Annotated in this window: 13 protein-coding genes, 4 pseudogenes and 3 other annotated features (1 of these 20 only partly in view); of the genes and pseudogenes, 12 read left to right on the top strand and 5 right to left on the bottom strand. The window is 35.9% G+C overall.

Annotated elements, in window-relative coordinates; genetic code table 11:
• Positions 1-81, top strand: an 81-nt coding sequence (locus tag ACX5JI_RS24810) for an IS3 family transposase (protein WP_459503650.1), incomplete at its 5' end; no start/stop codon positions are given.
• An 88-nt stretch (positions 82-169) separates the two neighbouring features.
• On the opposite strand, the gene ACX5JI_RS24805 is transcribed toward ACX5JI_RS24810, so the two are convergent.
• Together ACX5JI_RS24805 and ACX5JI_RS24800 are read right to left on the bottom strand one after the other, a co-directional pair.
• Positions 170-1,342 carry an MFS transporter gene (locus tag ACX5JI_RS24805; RefSeq protein WP_459503648.1) on the bottom strand — a complete coding sequence of 391 codons (1,173 nt, stop codon included), beginning with the start codon at positions 1,340-1,342 and terminating at the stop codon, positions 170-172.
• Positions 1,342-1,908 (bottom strand): PadR family transcriptional regulator, encoded by a 567-nt coding sequence (locus ACX5JI_RS24800; RefSeq protein ID WP_459503647.1) that lies wholly within the window; start codon positions 1,906-1,908, stop codon positions 1,342-1,344. Before ACX5JI_RS24800 ends, ACX5JI_RS24805 begins: the two co-directional genes overlap by 1 nt.
• Before the next feature lie 305 nt (positions 1,909-2,213).
• Here ACX5JI_RS24800 and ACX5JI_RS24795 point away from each other — a divergent pair.
• The 3 genes and pseudogenes from ACX5JI_RS24795 to ACX5JI_RS24785 form a co-directional block, all read left to right on the top strand.
• Positions 2,214-2,387: pseudogene (locus tag ACX5JI_RS24795) on the top strand (tetratricopeptide repeat protein); the annotation flags it as partial.
• 111 nt (positions 2,388-2,498) lie between these two features.
• Positions 2,499-2,738 (top strand) — a binding site (T-box leader).
• Between the two features lie 53 nt (positions 2,739-2,791).
• Entirely contained in the window at positions 2,792-5,893 is a 3,102-nt protein-coding gene (ileS, locus tag ACX5JI_RS24790; protein WP_459503646.1) for an isoleucine--tRNA ligase, read from the top strand.
• A gap of 796 nt (positions 5,894-6,689) precedes the next feature.
• Positions 6,690-8,198, top strand: a complete 1,509-nt coding sequence (locus ACX5JI_RS24785; RefSeq protein ID WP_459503645.1) for a M36 family metallopeptidase — start codon at positions 6,690-6,692, stop codon at positions 8,196-8,198.
• A gap of 62 nt (positions 8,199-8,260) precedes the next feature.
• On the opposite strand, the gene ACX5JI_RS24780 is transcribed toward ACX5JI_RS24785, so the two are convergent.
• The gene (locus ACX5JI_RS24780) at positions 8,261-8,740 is read right to left on the bottom strand and encodes a YozF family protein (RefSeq protein ID WP_459503644.1); all 480 of its coding nucleotides are present in this window, start codon (positions 8,738-8,740) and stop codon (positions 8,261-8,263) included.
• Positions 8,741-8,948: 208 nt separating this feature from the next.
• Positions 8,949-9,160 (top strand) — a binding site (T-box leader).
• Positions 9,161-9,265: 105 nt separating this feature from the next.
• Between ACX5JI_RS24780 and aspS the strand changes: the two genes are divergently transcribed.
• Positions 9,266-10,564, top strand: a complete 1,299-nt coding sequence (aspS, locus tag ACX5JI_RS24775) for an aspartate--tRNA(Asn) ligase (protein WP_459503643.1) — start codon at positions 9,266-9,268, stop codon at positions 10,562-10,564.
• A gap of 59 nt (positions 10,565-10,623) precedes the next feature.
• On the opposite strand, the pseudogene ACX5JI_RS24770 reads toward aspS, so the two are convergent.
• Positions 10,624-11,972 (bottom strand): annotated as a pseudogene (locus ACX5JI_RS24770) (IS3 family transposase).
• A gap of 88 nt (positions 11,973-12,060) precedes the next feature.
• Between ACX5JI_RS24770 and ACX5JI_RS24765 the strand changes: the two are divergent.
• The 6 genes and pseudogenes from ACX5JI_RS24765 to ACX5JI_RS24740 all read left to right on the top strand — a co-directional run bounded on the left by ACX5JI_RS24765 (position 12,061) and on the right by ACX5JI_RS24740 (position 14,355).
• A complete protein-coding gene (locus ACX5JI_RS24765; RefSeq protein ID WP_459503642.1) occupies positions 12,061-12,237 on the top strand; it encodes a hypothetical protein in 177 nt (58 codons plus the stop codon).
• A gap of 181 nt (positions 12,238-12,418) precedes the next feature.
• Positions 12,419-12,967, top strand: coding sequence for a zincin-like metallopeptidase toxin domain-containing protein (locus tag ACX5JI_RS24760; protein ID WP_459503641.1), 549 nt, complete (start codon positions 12,419-12,421; stop codon positions 12,965-12,967).
• Positions 12,968-12,981: 14 nt separating this feature from the next.
• Complete coding sequence (locus tag ACX5JI_RS24755; RefSeq protein ID WP_459503640.1) at positions 12,982-13,470, top strand: hypothetical protein; 489 nt, start codon at positions 12,982-12,984, stop codon at positions 13,468-13,470.
• A gap of 296 nt (positions 13,471-13,766) precedes the next feature.
• A pseudogene (locus ACX5JI_RS24750) lies at positions 13,767-13,841 on the top strand (hypothetical protein); the annotation flags it as partial.
• A complete protein-coding gene (locus ACX5JI_RS24745) occupies positions 13,842-14,012 on the top strand; it encodes a hypothetical protein (RefSeq protein ID WP_459503638.1) in 171 nt (56 codons plus the stop codon).
• Positions 14,013-14,127: 115 nt separating this feature from the next.
• Positions 14,128-14,355: a hypothetical protein gene (locus ACX5JI_RS24740; protein ID WP_459503637.1), complete on the top strand. Its 228-nt coding sequence runs from the start codon at positions 14,128-14,130 to the stop codon at positions 14,353-14,355.
• Between the two features lie 96 nt (positions 14,356-14,451).
• On the opposite strand, the gene ACX5JI_RS24735 is transcribed toward ACX5JI_RS24740, so the two are convergent.
• Complete coding sequence (locus tag ACX5JI_RS24735) at positions 14,452-15,018, bottom strand: C1q-like domain-containing protein (RefSeq protein WP_459503635.1); 567 nt, start codon at positions 15,016-15,018, stop codon at positions 14,452-14,454.
• A 247-nt stretch (positions 15,019-15,265) separates the two neighbouring features.
• Between ACX5JI_RS24735 and ACX5JI_RS24730 the strand changes: the two are divergent.
• Positions 15,266-15,349 (top strand): annotated as a pseudogene (locus ACX5JI_RS24730) (WXG100 family type VII secretion target); the annotation flags it as partial.
• Positions 15,350-16,056: 707 nt separating this feature from the next.
• Positions 16,057-16,194: a binding site (T-box leader), on the top strand (it continues 112 nt past the right edge of the window).

The raw sequence follows: 16,194 nt of genomic DNA, 5'->3' as shown, positions 1-16,194 counted from the left end.
TACAATTACTACAGATACCAATGGAATTTAAAAAAGATGACCCCTGTGCAATACAGAGATCATCTTCTTCAAGCTGCCTAGGCTTTTTTTAATGTCCTTTACAAAGGGTACATTTTAGTTTGTTTCTGGGCCTTTTAGTGTTGTAACTTTTTATGACTATAACCTAATTTTATTTTTTCATTTTCCACAAAAATAAGCACAGATAACTTAAAAGAAGAACACTAAATATGTAGAAAGCATTTGTTAATCCAAATAACTCCGCAAAACTTCCGCTAAGCATCGGTCCGAAAAACATACCAATTGAGTAGGCCGTATTATAGATTGCAAAAAGAATTCCATATGCATGCACTCCATTTTTATCAGCGAGATATGTAAGTTCTGGTAAAACAGGTGCTAGTAAAAGGCTAAAACTAATTCCAAGGATAGCAAGTACAAGTATTTCAAGAGCGATATGAGAAACAATCGCTGTAAATGGGAAACATAAAGTAGCTAAAGCTATACCTATTGCCATCGTTTGTTTTCTGCCAAGTTTAGTTGAAAGTGTGCCGATAATTGGAGCGGTAAAACCATATGCGAGAGTTGGAACAGCGAACAATAGTCCAATAGTTCCTGGGCTAAGGTGTAAGGTGTTTTGTAAGTAAAGGGGAAGAGTTGGTTCTAAAGCGCTAGGTAAGGCCGATCCTATAATAATAATACCAATCATAATAAATAGGGAACGCATATTCAAGATAGATCGATAGCTAATTCGTTGGTCTGTGTTGGATTTTGGCTCATCACGAAGTAATGTTATTCGTAATATACCATCAATGAGTGCGATAGCTGCTGCGACAGTAAAGGGAAGGTGATAACCACCCCATTGATAAAGTACCCCGCCAATTGTTGGACCAAGGAGCATTCCAACTGCTTGACCAGCTAAAGCTAGACCCATGGCTTTTCCGCGTTCTTGCAGAGGGAACACATCTGCAAGAAGTGCTAATCCAGCTGTCCACGTCGCTGCTGCAGATATCCCTTGTAGCATTCTTGCAAACACGAGCAACCAAAAACTATTTGCGAGTCCGAATAATATAGTTGCTGCTGCGAGTCCAAATAAACCTAGAATCATAGGGAGACGCCTTCCAAACTTATCAGAGACGATTCCTAAAATAGGGGTAGTAAGAAGTAGAGTAATAGCGTAACTACCGAATAAAAAACCAATTTCTGTTTGGGAAGCGCCTAGAGTTTCTGCGTACTGAGGCAAGATTGGAACAATCATTCCATAAATGAGCATATCCGTAAAAACAGCTATTGCTACAACCCATAAAGAAGCTTTTTGTACACGAGACATTTTTAATTTAGCTTCCATTACTTTTCCTCCGTTTTCTTTTTATCTTCTAATCGGGATAACATGCTTTCCATCTTTTCAATGAAACGTAGTTGCATTTCACACTGTTCATAAATATTTTCAAAAATAAGGCTTACATGCTCTGGAATGTCTATCATTTTTTCTTTAAGAGATTGTCCAGTTTTCATATTTTCATACATTTCTAGAATTTTATTTTTTTGATTTTGTAAGGCGGAGGAAATATGTTCAAGAGAAACAGTATTTGGATTAAAAAAAGTAAGTGCCGTATATAACTCAGTTGGGAATGCGACTGAAGATTGTTGAAATGACTGCAAGATGAGTGTATGGAACTCATCTTTTCCAGCGGGTGTAATACTGTAAATTGCTTTGGAACGATTTCCTGTTTTTTCAACAGCATCCAGTGCTACTAATCCTTCTTTGTCCATTTTTTTTAAAGCGTGGTAAATGGAAGCGGGAAAGACTCCTGCCCAAGTGTCAGTTTGTGCAGATTGCATAGCTTGTTGTAATTCATATCCAGACATAGGACCGTATTGTATGAGCAAACCTAGTACCATTAATCGTGTCATATATATGTTCCTCCGTTCAAATAGAAAATATAGAATACTAAATATTTAGTATTTATTTAAAATATATGTGGGAATATTTGTTTTGTCAATAAAAGGATATAGTTTGTTTTATTCTGCCATTCAAGGGGAGTGGGTTTTATCTTAAAATTCAGTAAGGGAGAAGAGAGTTAGGGGGCATGAACATCTCGTAAAAGTCTGATTCATAAGTGTTGATAAAAGCTTTATTAAATAAAATTAAAATATATTTCACTAAATGAAACAAAATACATGCAAAAGTACTTTGTAACAAATGGGACCTAGAAGCATTTACAAAAGCTTTTTATCGAATAAAAAACCATGCGAAAGAAATTCCGCTTATTACAACTGTAATCGATTTGTTTGAAATTCCCTTAAAATTAAATGTTAAAAATAGTGTGGCGGCACAGCGTTTCGCGATATTTTATGAAAATGGAAATATGGGAAACAATAAAGTAACAGTAAACGTTTCATAATGTATAAAATTCGAAAAATAGAACAAAAATGAAAATATATTTTTGAATTGATTGACAATTAACTGTTTCATGGAATAAAATAACTGGTAATAAAAGTATACAAATCTGAAGACGAGAAAGAGTAAAATATCGTACTGTTCCCCAGAGAGCCGGCGACATGCTGAAAGTCGGTGTACAGACTTTATTTGAAAATCATCTCCGAGGAGCCGTGGCTGAATAGAGTAAGCTCGGACGGATGTCTACCGTTACAAAGAACGCGTATGTTAGTACGTTGCTAAGTGCTATTAGGTAAGAAGCTAATAGAATTAGGGTGGTAACGCGGGTAAAACCGTCCCTACTATAGGGACGGTTTTTTTGTGTGCTTTTACAAAATTTCAAAGGAGTGATTGTAAGTGGAGAAGGTAAATGTAAAAGAATTAGCTGTAGAAAGAGAAACACGAATTCGTAAACAGTGGAATAAGCAGAATATCTTTGAACAATCCATTCGAAATCGTGAAGGCGCACAATCTTTCGTTTTTTATGAAGGGCCACCAACGGCAAATGGTTTGCCGCATGTAGGACATGCGCTCGGACGGACGATTAAAGATTTAGTAGCGAGATATAAAACGATGACAGGATATAAAGTACTTCGAAAAGCTGGCTGGGATACACATGGATTACCGGTAGAATTAGGTGTTGAAAAACAACTCGGTATCTCCGGTAAACATGAGGTTGAAGAATATGGGATTGAACCATTTATTCAAAAATGTAAGGAAAGTGTATTTACGTATGAGAAGCAGTGGCGTGAATTTACTGAGAGTATTGGGTATTGGGTGGATATGGATGACCCGTATGTAACTTTGGAAAACCCTTATATTGAGAGTGTATGGCATATTCTTGGAACGATTCATGAAAAAGGGCTGCTATATAAAGGGCATCGAGTTTCGCCGTATTGTCCAAGTTGTCAAACATCACTTAGTTCGCATGAAGTGGCACAAGGCTATAAAACAGTAAAAGACTTAAGTGCAACTGTGAAATTTAAAATGTTGAATAGTGAAAATGAATATTTTCTCGGGTGGACAACAACGCCGTGGACGTTGCCTGCCAATGTAGCGCTTGCTGTACATCCGGATATGGAATATGTGAAAGCAGAGAAAGATGGAAGTGTTTATATTGTTGCAAAAGAGCGTGCAAACGATGTATTACAAGAAAACTATCAAGTGTTGTCTGTTCATAAAGGGGATGAATTGGTAGGTACTTCTTATGTGGCACCATTTCCTATGGACGAAGTTACGAATGGATATCGTGTTATTTCAGCAGATTTTGTTACGGGAGATAGCGGGACTGGGCTTGTTCATATCGCACCAGCGTACGGAGAAGATGATTATAAAGTGGTGCAGAATGAAGGGTTATCGTTCCTTCATGTTGTAGATGAACAAGGTAAGTATACGGAAGCTGTTCCGTTTTTACAAGGAAAGTTTGTGAAAGAATGTGACGTTGATATTGTTCGTTATTTAGCTGGAGAAGGATTGTTATATTATAAAGAGAAATATGAACATAGTTATCCGCATTGTTGGCGCTGTGATTCACCACTTCTATATTATGCTGGAGAAAGTTGGTTTATTCGAACAACTGAGATCAAGGAGACTTTCTTAAAGAATAATGACGAGGTTACATGGTATCCAGACCATATGAAACATGGACGATTTGGAAAGTTTTTAGAGAATATGGTGGATTGGAATATTAGCCGAAAACGCTACTGGGGAACGCCGTTAAATGTATGGGAATGCGAAAACTGTGAACATCAATTTGTACCGAAGAGTATTGATGAATTAAGAAGGCACAGCGTAAGCCAGACAGCTGAAAATTTAGAACTGCATAAACCGTATGTAGATGAAGTAAAGGTATGTTGTGAAAAATGTAGCAGCCCGATGACTCGTACTCCAGAAGTAATTGATGTTTGGTTCGATAGCGGTTCGATGCCATTTGCACAGTATCATTATCCATTTGAAAATAAGGAGCTTTTTGAGGAACAATTCCCAGCGGATGTAATTGCTGAAGGTATTGATCAAACGCGTGGTTGGTTTTATAGCTTATTAGCAGTATCAGCTTTATATACCGGAAAAGTACCATACAAACGTGTATTATCTCTTGGGCATGTGTTAGATGAACAAGGACAGAAAATGTCTAAAAGTAAAGGGAATGCATTAGATCCAGTAGAGTTAGTTGAAAAATTTGGTGCAGATGCATTAAGGTGGGCTCTCCTTGTTGATAGTGCACCGTGGAATGCAAAGCGCTTCTCGGAAAGAACCGTGCAAGAGGCGAAATCAAAACTTGTAGATACAGTTGTGAACGTATATAGTTTCTATGTTTTATATGCAAACTTAGATGAATACAATCCAAAAGAAAAGTATGAAGTCAAGCGGACGAAATTAGACGAGTGGGTGCTATCACGCCTCCATAGTACAACGAAAAAAGTAAGAACTGCATTAGAAGAGTATCAATTTACAAATGCAGCTCGTGAAATTGCTACTTTTGTAGATGAGGTGAGTAACTGGTATGTGAGACGTTCGCGTAATCGTTTTTGGGAATCGGGCATGAATCCTGAAAAGGCAGCGGCTTATGAAACACTTCATGAAGTGCTCGTTACAGTTAGTAAGTTACTTGCTCCGTTTACTCCGTTTGTAGCGGAAGATATTCATCTTAACTTAGAAGGAGGTAGTGTTCATGTAACGGATTATCCAGTAGCAGATGAAACGGCTATTCAAACAAAGTTAGAACAAGAAATGAATGCTGTTTTACAAGTTGTTGAGCTCGGGCGTAGTAACCGAAATCAGCATGCATTAAAAGTAAAACAACCATTAGCGGAACTTGTATTACTTGAGCATCATGAGCAGAAAGTGGACTGGGAATCCTATCGTGATATTGTTATGGACGAATTGAACGTAAAATCATTTCATGTAGAATTAGACGAAACAAAGTATACGTCGTACCAATTAAAGCTTGATTTTAAGGCGGCAGGACCGAAATTTGGCAAAAACGTCAACGGAGTAAATCAGTGGCTAAAACAATTATCGCAAGAAGAAGTAAAAAACTTTGTTGTAAGTGAAAAAGCGATGTGTCAGCTTGCATCAGGGGAAGAAGTTACGGTAACAGCTCAAGATGTATCCGTAGAACAAGTACCAAAAGCAGGATTTTCTCATACGACAAATGGAAAATATACAGTTATGTTAGATACGAATGTGACAGAAGAATTGTTACAAGAAGGAGTGGCGCGAGAATTTATTCGAGCTGTCCAAGAGTATCGGAAACAGTTGAACTTACCAGTTAACTTGCGAGTGGATGTAATTCTTGATACAGAAGCTGAATTACAAAGCACTCTAATAAAGCATAAGGATTTATTAGAAGAAAATTTGCTAGTAAAGCAATTTACATTCCGCACGTTAACACAAGAGGATGATGAAGTTTCTTTAGGGGAGAAAAAGGTTCGAATCAAATTAATTCCGGCTAGTTAAATCAAAAACAAAATAGTATGTGATAAAAAGTAAAATTATAAAATCCTGTATGAATCATGCAGGGTTTTGTTTTTATGTTTTGAAAGAGACGAGGATTATGATCTTTACAAGAATATGAGAATATTACCATTACTCCCTTGAAACTACTGCTTGAAAAACATTACAAATGCATTGTTTTATGGTTTGGCGATGACGTGTTCTGTCAGATGAATATGCTGACGATGTTAGCATATTTAGAACAAGTGGGATATAAAGGGAAAGTATTTTTCCATATGTTAATGAAATGACTTATGAGGTGGGGGAAATTGGAATATCTCCAGCCGGCTATAAAGAAATGTATCGACAAGTATTAATTTAGCATCATCTTCCTAAAGCTCAATTAATGCCAGTCATGTTTCAGGGAGTGAAACTATATTTGGAATACTTAAAGCAAGATAATGAAATCGCAGCTTATATAAAAAAGCATCTAGATAAACCTCAGAATGAATTACTGAAACAGTTATTTCATTTGTTTTTTCATTATGGTCTAGGTGATATACAATATTTAAAAATCATTGAGACCATAGTCAAAGCTTAGAGTTTTGGCTATGGTCTTTTTTGGGTTACTAAATATCATAAGCTCTTACTTAATATTCATAGTAAATTATATCTTTCGAAAGTATTTATTACTCTGATACACAAATATTGAGAAAATAGTACTTTATCTATTAATATAAAAAAGTGAAAGGTAATATAATTAGTCTTATAGAATTACTCGTACATTCAAAATTTATTAAGAGAGTGGAGAGTGATTCTAATGTTCAAAAAAAGGATGGTAGCAATTGCTACAGCAATACCGTTAGTGCTAGGTACAGTATCTACTGCTTTTGCAGTAGAGGAGAAACAAGTAAAGATCGACAAGTATTCCCCTCAGGAAAAAGCAGCCGAATATTTAAAAGCGAATGCCGCGCAATATTCATTAAAGCAAGATCTATCAGACTTACAGTACATTTCAACAACGGATACACAAGTAGCTTCCTATGTTAGGTTTCAACAAGTAGTAAATGGTTCTCCAGTATTTTCAAAACAAATAACGGTGACTCTTAATGGAAGAGGACAAGGGGTACTTGCAGTCTCGGATTATCAACCTGTTCAAAATGTGAAAGAAATAAAACAAAAGATTAGTGAAAAAGAAGCGGAACAAAAATCAAAGGCATATGTTGGAGGAGAAAGTGAACAAAATTTATGGGCTCCAACAATGAAAGAATTTGGGTATGTCATTGAAGAGGGGGTTGCTATTCCGGTATACCGGATTGTAGTCCACTCCAATCAGCCATTTGGTGCGTGGGAAACGTTCATTGATGCTGAGAGTGGAAAGTTAATGAAAAAGATTGATATAAACCGGAAAGCGGAGGGAACAGGAAAAGTGTTTGTACCTAATCCTGTCGTATCAAATGGTAGTTTAACTGGTTTAAAGGATAATAATGATGCAGATTCCACCGCATTAAATAATCAATTAAAAACAGTTACTTTAAAAGGTTTAAATGGGACAGGCTCTTTAGTTGGAGAGTACGTAACAATTTCTTCGAAGGCAAATACAAAATCGTCAACTCTTCAATTTAATTACACTAGGTCTAGCGATAGTTTTGAAGATGTGATGTCGTATTATCATATTGACACTTTACAACGTTATATCCAGCAAATAGGTTTTAAAAATATTAATAATCGCTCTATTAAAGTAAATGTGAATGGGACGACAGCTGATAACTCTTTCTATTCTCCCTCAACGAAAGCCTTAACATTCGGAACTGGTGGAGTAGATGATGCAGAGGATGCAGGAATTATTGCACATGAATATGGGCATTCCATTCAAGATAATCAAGTTCCAGGCTTCGGGAATTCTGCAGAAGGCGGGGCAATGGGAGAAGGGTTTGGAGATTTCTTAGGTGCAACATATGAAGATGCTACCTCAACTACGGGATACGGAAAAGCGTGCATTGGAGAGTGGGATGCAGCGGCATATTCCAGTTCGAATCCAACATGTTTACGCCGATTAGATAATAATAAAGTATATCCAAAAGATATCAAAAATGAAGTTCATGCAGACGGAGAAATTTGGGCGCAAGGAGAGTATGAAATGGCTCAAGTCTTTGGACGTGATGTGGCAACGAAAATTATTTTACAGTCTCATTGGTCACTTACTCCAAATGCAACATTCCGTGATGGAGCAAAAGCAATTAAGCAAGCAGATGCACTACTTTACGGGGGGCAACATGCAGCGGAAATTGATCGGATTTGGTCAGCAAGAGGAATTAGTACGAATTAATATCGCAAATAAGAAAAGAGCTGTGATGGAATGGAAAATCACAGCTCCTTTTTGCTACATACTTATTTTGCAATGTCTTTAAAAACAAAATGTTCTTTAAACTTTCTACTTTCCACTTTCTGACCATTCCGCATTGCGCGGAATGGGTGCTCTTGCCATGTAATCATGACATCTACTTCGCTTGCTTTCACGGAAACAGGAAAATTTGTATGCTCAAATCCTGTTTTTCCGCTTGCTAATCGCGCTTCTTTTAAAGAAAATAGTTCATATTTTGTCTCTGTGTTTGGTTCATTTCGGAATACTTCTACTTGAACGTTATAAACTTCATTCTTTCCAATGTTTTGTACTGAGAAGTGATACGTGTGAAAAACACCTTTTTTAGGTTGTAACATGCCTTTGTTTGTTTTCTTTACATCATCGATATTGACTTTCCATTGTTTTGAGTGTTGTGAGACAGGTAAAGATTGCGGAGAATAAGCGGATGCTTGATTTGGTATAATGAAGCATAATAGTAATAGTGAGAAACCTACAATTTTTCTCATGTATAGACCTCCAAAAGAAATTTACTCATAATATGTGTGGAAAGGTAAAGTGTTATGTAATGAAATGAAAATGATGTTATTTTAGTAAATGGATCATAAGGGGAGTATAAAAAGATGGTTTCAAAAAATAGATTCGATTTTAAAGTCAGAAAATAAAGAAAAAACACTTGCGTTTTTTCTTGTAAAGGAATAGAATACTCTGTAAATATAAAAAGTGATGATCAGGAAAAGTACATGATGCAAGGGTCTACAGAGAGCAATCGATTGCTGGGAAGATTGCGATACCACATGATGGAAAGACACCTGTGAGCGTTGCTTTGAACGTGAGGATTAGTAAAAGCAAACGGTACCTACCGTTATCAGGTCTAAGATGGTCAGTATGACAATTTGGGTGGTACCGCGGAAAAATCCGTCCCTATTTATAGGGGCGGATTTTTGTATTCTTTGAAAGGAGGTGAGTGACCGTGGATGATGACGATGACAACAATAATGTAAAAAAATACGAAAACATAGGAGGAAAGAATAATGAGTCAAACAATGAAGCGGTCGCTCATTCGGGAATGTAAAACATCTAGTGAAAAGGTGGTTTTACTGCAAGGTTGGGTGAAAAAAATTCGTCATTTGGGGAATGTCAGTTTTTTATTATTACGTGACCGTACAGGTGTCATTCAATGTGTGTTAGAAAAAGACTTGGCTGGCTATAAAGTAGATGTGGAAAGTGTTGTTCAAATTACGGGAGTACTAGTAGAGACCACGAAAACAGAATTAGGTGTAGAAGTGCTTGTAAAGGAGATAAAGGTGTTAAATGCTTCTGAACCTCTTCCGTTTGAAGTGAACAAAAAAAAGCTGCAAGTTGGTTTAGATCACATGTTAAATGAACGCGTAATATCACTTCGGCATGAACGAATACAAGCCATTTTTACGATTCAATCTACACTCGTACAGGCATTTAGTGAATTTCTAATAGAGAACGATTTCGCACGTATCTTTACACCGAAAATTGTTTCCCAAGGAGCAGAAGGAGGAGCAAATGTTTTTAAACTCCCGTATTTTCAGAAAGAGGCATATTTAGCGCAATCTCCACAATTTTATAAACAGATGATGGTCGCAGGCGGACTGGAACGTGTTTTTGAAATTGCTCCTGTTTATCGTGCGGAACATCATAACTCTTCTCGTCATTTGAATGAATATATATCACTCGATGTAGAAGTAGGTTTTATTGAAGGTTTTTATGAAGTGATGGAATTAGAAAAGGATGTTCTACGTTATATGTTTGAACAAGTAGGCCGGAAATGTGACAAAGAATTAGAGCTATTGCAAGTTACGATTCCTATCATTACGGAAATTCCGAAGGTTACACTGAGAGAGGCGCAGCGTATTTTGAAAACAAAGTATCGAAAAGAATCACCAGTAGGGGATTTAGATACAGAAGGAGAAAAGTTACTTGGAAAATATGTGAAGGAAACATACGGTAGTGATTTTGTCTTCATTACACATTATCCGAAAGACGCAAGACCGATGTACACGATGCCAAATAAAGAAAATCAAGCTGTTACGGATTCTTTTGACTTATTGTATAAAGGATTAGAAATTACGTCAGGTGCGCAGCGGATCCATGAGTATGATATGTTACTTGCTTCTTTTAAAGAAAAGGGGCTACAGCCAGAAAACTTCAAGTCTTATATTAATACATTCCGATATGGATGTCCGCCTCATGGTGGTTTTGGGATTGGGTTAGAAAGACTTGTATATAAATTTTTAGAATTATCGAATGTAAGAGAAGCGAGTGCATTTCCGAGGGATTGTACGCGGCTTGTGCCATAATAATAAATCTCCATGTATATTCGAGGGATGAAGTGAACCCAAAAAGTTAGACACATATTTTAAGCAGCTAATGAGGAATGCGTTCTGTATTGTACAGGGCTCATTCCTTTTAGTTTTGTTTTGATTCGATCATGATTATAGTAGTGAATATATTTTTCTAATTCTAATTTAAAGTATTCCGTATTTTCGAACTCTTGTAAGTAGAGTAATTCAGACTTTAATAAGCCAAAGAAATTTTCGATGAATGCATTATCTAAACAATTCCCTTTACGAGACATACTTTGTGTAATTCCTTTTTCTTTCAATACATGTTGGTATTCCTTCATTTGATAGTGCCATCCCTGATCCGAGTGGAGGATAGGAAATTCACCATCTTTTAATTGTTGAAAAGCCTTATCCAACATTTTTGAGACTAATGGGTAAACAGGACGTTTCTCTACGTTATACGCAATAATTTCACCATTATATAAATCAAGTATCGGAGATAAATACAACTTCTCACCATGTATGTGGAATTCTGTCACATCTGTAACCCACTTCTCATTTGGTTTCGTTGCTCCAAAATCACGTTTTAGAATGTTTGGTGCGATGTTGCCAACTTTCCCACGATATGAGCGATACTTCTTCATACGGACAAGAGATTTTACATTCATTTCGTTCATTAAGCGACGAACTGTTTTGTGATTTAATATCATACCTTGATTGCGTAATGTCCACGTAATACGCCGATAGCCATATCGACCTTGGTGCTTATGAAAAATCTGTTGGATCATTTCTTTCACTTCGTGATATTTATCTGGGAGGTCCATTCGTTTCACCCAGTAATAATAGGTACTGCGCGGAATATCAGCGACTTTTACTAAGTCAATGACTTTAAATTCGTGCCTCAACTCATAAATTATTTGCGCTTTGTCTTGTTCTGTGACTTTTCCTTTTCTTGAATTAAGGCATGTAACTTTTTTAAATACGCATTCTCCATACGTAATCTCTCAATTTCAGCTTTTAATGCTTCTTCTGATCCTTCTACTTGTTGATTGTTCTCTAGCTTCTTTTTCATAGGGGGACGCTCCTTCTCCTTTTGTTGAAGAGCGTCAATCCCTTTTGTTTCAAATAAATGTTTCCACTTCCACACAGTGCTAGAAGTAGGAATATTAAATACCGTAGTGGCTTCTGCGATGGACGCTCCCATCTCGTTTATAAATTTAAGTACGTCCATTTTAAACTCAACAGAGTAATTTGTATATGTCTTTTGAAGACCTGCCAATCCATGTCTTTTAAACTTAGCTACCCATTTTTTTTACATCGTCATATCTACACAATGCTTTTGAGCTACATCTTTAAAGGATTCTACGCCATTAAGATAAGCAGTAACAGCCGATAACTTGGTTTCTAAAGAGTATTTCGTCATAAAAAAACTGCACCTCCAATTGTTAGTTGTGTCTAACAATTGGGGTGCAGTTCATTGTTGATGATAGGCAACAAGTGCTTTTTTTAGCATGAAAGTTGAAAAATTACGATTCTTTGTTCAAAAGTTTCTTTATACAGCGGAATTTATCTGTGTACTCGATACTATCAAAGCATTTACAGGTAAAGAACCTGCCATAGGCAAAGAACTATCTACAAAAAAAGCTCAATACGGCAGGCTAGACGTTTCTAAACTTTTTACCAATTGAAAAAGCCTTTATTGATGTAGCGAAGAAAGTACCAAGTAAAGTAAAAGAAGGCGTATCTTTCGTTGCTTCTAACACGAAAAGTCTCGCTGATAAAGTAGGAGACCTGTGGAATAAAGTTAAAAACGATTTTATAGAAGCTGGTAAGGCATTCCGTTATGCGATGAAAAAATTGGGAGAGTATGTGCCGAAATCTGGTAGAGACCTTGCCTTTGAGACACAAATTGCAGGCAAGATTCCTAGTGGAGGAAAGAACCTGCTGCAAGATGCGTATCAGTATGTGAAGGATACTGGGGAGAAGGATGTTGTTAAGAAAAACAGTGGAGCTGATCTGGATTTTAGAAAAGTAAATGTTCAGATTAATGAGATTGGAGAAACCTTAGCTTCTCGAAAAGAAATTAGAGCATATAAAAAACAATGGGGAGAACAGGGCATCAAGGTTAATATGGATAAAAAAGGAAACGTTCTTCCAGAAAATGTGGAAGCAGCATTTGATTTTGTTAATGGGGAGATATATATAAGGAAAAATCCGTCAGTTATAAACATACATCATGAGGGATTCCATGCAGAGCAGTGGTTAGATATAGGAAAAGAGCAATATATGAATCTTAGCAGATTGGAAAGAGAAGAATATGTATTTGAACAAGTAATGAAAAATAAACATTTATTTGGTAAAGCTTCTATCGACCACTCAATAGGGTACATCGAAAGACTAAGATTAAAGTACAAATAAGAGGGGGAATTTATATGTCTTTAAATAAGTATAAAAACATGTCTGATGAAGAGTTTAAACAATTGTCTAATGAAGAATTTCAAGATTATATTAAGCTGAAGAAAGCAGATTTCTCTAGGCATTATAGAAAAATAAATGAAATTACTGTAGATGTGATATTAAGACCTGAGGAAGCAATAGCAATTGCAAAACAATACCATAAGAAAAATAACTTAGATGGAGTGGTTAATGAAGACATTCACCAACTTTTCTTTGATGAGGCTTATACATTCAAAATTGATAAAGAAAATAGAAATAATGATGATGTAAGAACGGCATGGAGAGTATTAGTAGATTTACCAGCAAACCCTTTTCTTATGGAGGACTATACATTGATTGTGTCTGATAAAGATAAAAAAGTGATGGGAATGCTTGATCCAAACGGACATCCAGTATTTAACGGAAATGAATTTACGGATGAAGATATCGAATATATTATGAATGATGAGGATACTGAAGATTAATAAAATTATTAGTTTAGTATATGGTTTTATAAATAGAATAAATCGTTATTATGCAATTTTGTGAGTTTCTCGATCATTGGTAAAGAAACATATCCACTTTATAACGTTCTTCGATGAGGTTTTTGTCTATACGATCTGAACTGGAAGATGTAAATAGTCTTCCAGTTTTTTATTGAACTGAAAAAATAGATATAATTAAAAAAGGAGATATAAGATAGTTAGAAAAACGATGAAAAATTGTTTAGAAGTTTTAACTAGCAAAAAAAATTCACATGTAAACACCAGTATCAGAGTACATACAGGTAAAAGACTTCGTCACAGGCAAAGAGCTATCCATAAAAGAAAGACTCATTGCGGCAGGTTGGACGATTTTGAACCTTACTCCGATTGGGGAAATTGGAAAAGGAATTAAATATGTCGGGAAAAAGGCTGGAGAAACCCTTCTTGATGGAGCGAAGAAAGTACCAAGTAAAGTAAAAGAAGGCGTATCCTTTGTCGCTTCTAAAACGAAAAGTCTCGTTCATAAATTAGGAGACCTGTAGAATAAAGGAAAAACCAAAATAAAAACGATTTTATAGAAGCGGATAAGGCATTCCGTTATGGGATGAAAAAATTGGGAGAGTATGTACCGGAATTTGGTGGGGGCCTTCTCTCGCAATGGAAGGTGTAGGCGCCGTTTCTGGCGGAGGAAAGAACCTGCTGAAAGATGCGTATCAGTATGTGAAGGATACTGGGGAGAAGGTTTTTGGTAAGGGTATGGATAACACTGTAAGCGATTATCTTGATGATATAGTCGAGGTTGGTAGTGTCAATGCCGCTAAGATGAATAAGCTAAAAAATGCTATTCAAAATAATACTTTTATTGTATATTTTGGAGTTACTTGACGTTTACGGTTTTATATATGAAAAAGTCCTTTTTAATGAATCAAAACTTCACTAAAAAGGACTTAATATTCTAGCTCACGCATAAGTGTATGGAGTTTACTTTATTGGAGAAGGGAATCTGGCTGCTTCAAAATGTGATCCGTCTTCAGATGAAACAATGGTTCCATCAACATTACTTTGCGCATAGATCTCTACTTGATCTCCTGCTTGTAGTTGAACAATTGTAGAAACCGATACGGCATTTATAAAATTAATTGGAGCGAAAAAATCATTATCTATTGCAATTGCTGGATTTCCATTCACACGAATTTCTACGCGAGCTCTATAGCTTTGGCTCAAATCATTCGGGAGAAAACCAATTGTTCCAATAATAGAATATACTCCCTTCGTTTTTGGAATAAACGTTGATGTTATCGGATTATATTCATTCGCTAAATCAAATTGTTCAACTTGAAATAAAACTTTAACAAAAGTATTTGCTAAAACAGTTTGAGATCCTGTATTAACTGCTCGAAATGCTGATGCTCTTACAAGGTCTCTATCTTTTTCTTTATCACAGCAACAATTGACTTCCACATTAATTTCTTTAGAACATTTCTCACACTTTTTGTAGTGATGATTCCCATGGTTTCTATTACAATGACAATGTCTATAACAATACAATGCTAATCCTCCTATCGATTTATTTTCTATATAATCTATGTAAAAAAGATTGATAGTGCTTGGACAAGTTATTCATATATTAAGAATAAAATCAAAAGATATAAAGTGAAACTTTCTTTTAAATTTATTCAACAAATGATTGATTTCGAATACAGTTAAAACTTATAACTAAGCGATTGATTTGACCAAATCTCAAACATTTTTCAAAATAGGAGATGATGAGTGAGGAGAAGGTTGGGAGAGTAAAGTGAAACCCGAACAACTCGAACAAATAGCCAAAAATACCTCAGAGATACAGAGACATAGTCAGGATATACAACACAATCTCAATTAAGAGATGTTCAGTATTCAAATACAGTGGCAAGCCTTGCTGGGAAAGCAATTAAGTATGGCGTGAAACTACTTCTTGATGGAGCGAAGAAAGTGTCAAGTAAACTGTAAGAAGGTGTATCCTTCGTCGCTTCTAAAATTAAAAGTTTCGTTAAAATAGGAGACTTATGGAACGAATGGGAAAACTGTTAAAAACGAGTTTATACATGCAAGTAAGGAATTCCATTATTCTATCAAAAAATTAGAAGAGTATGTACCGAAATCTGGTGAGGTGCCTTTTCTTGTAATAGAAGCTGCAGGCATGGTTTCTGGTAGGGGGCTGGTGAAACTCCGAAGAGTAAATATGAATCAAAGTTAAAATATGATTCGAAAAACGGATAATTTTCTGATGCAACTAAACAACCATGGGAGGAAAAATGCTTAAAGATAAAATGCAATCAATAAGGTAGGGCAGGTGAAAATTTAGTGCTAGGGTCGATAAAGGAGAGTGTCCCAACAATATTATTTCAGATAGCCTGAAACAATGCTACATACATTAATAAGACTAAAACGTGTAACATTTATTGATTTAGCTAAATAAAGGTTTTTGGAAGTAGATAGGACTTTACGTGTAGTTTACATATTAAAAAAATAAATAACTTGCTTGACAGTCATAAATATAACCGATATAATTCGTAGTAATTTAAAAAGGAAATATATTCAGAATATTAGATTGCATTGAATAGGAGTAGTAAGGTTATGTGTTTGTACAGAGAGCTATGGGGTGGTGTGACATAGTCAAATGATATCCTGAACTCGCCTAGGAGCAGTAAGGTGGAACAGAAGTCTAATTCTTAGTAAATCTTA

The organism is Bacillus sp. C1 (assembly GCF_054570475.1).
Note: the sequence above shows the minus strand (reverse complement) of the source record. Positions and strands in the feature narration are given on the sequence as shown.

Coding starts and splice junctions, on each gene's coding strand:
- ACX5JI_RS24785 (WP_459503645.1), top strand. CDS start 6,690: ATGTTCAAAAAAAGGATGGTAGCAATTGCTACAGCAATACCGTTAGTG.
- ACX5JI_RS24800 (WP_459503647.1), bottom strand. CDS start 1,908: ATGACACGATTAATGGTACTAGGTTTGCTCATACAATACGGTCCTATG.
- ACX5JI_RS24765 (WP_459503642.1), top strand. CDS start 12,061: ATGAAAGTTGAAAAATTACGATTCTTTGTTCAAAAGTTTCTTTATACA.
- ACX5JI_RS24805 (WP_459503648.1), bottom strand. CDS start 1,342: ATGGAAGCTAAATTAAAAATGTCTCGTGTACAAAAAGCTTCTTTATGG.
- aspS (WP_459503643.1), top strand. CDS start 9,266: ATGAGTCAAACAATGAAGCGGTCGCTCATTCGGGAATGTAAAACATCT.
- ACX5JI_RS24740 (WP_459503637.1), top strand. CDS start 14,128: ATGGAAGGTGTAGGCGCCGTTTCTGGCGGAGGAAAGAACCTGCTGAAA.
- ACX5JI_RS24780 (WP_459503644.1), bottom strand. CDS start 8,740: ATGAGAAAAATTGTAGGTTTCTCACTATTACTATTATGCTTCATTATA.
- ACX5JI_RS24755 (WP_459503640.1), top strand. CDS start 12,982: ATGTCTTTAAATAAGTATAAAAACATGTCTGATGAAGAGTTTAAACAA.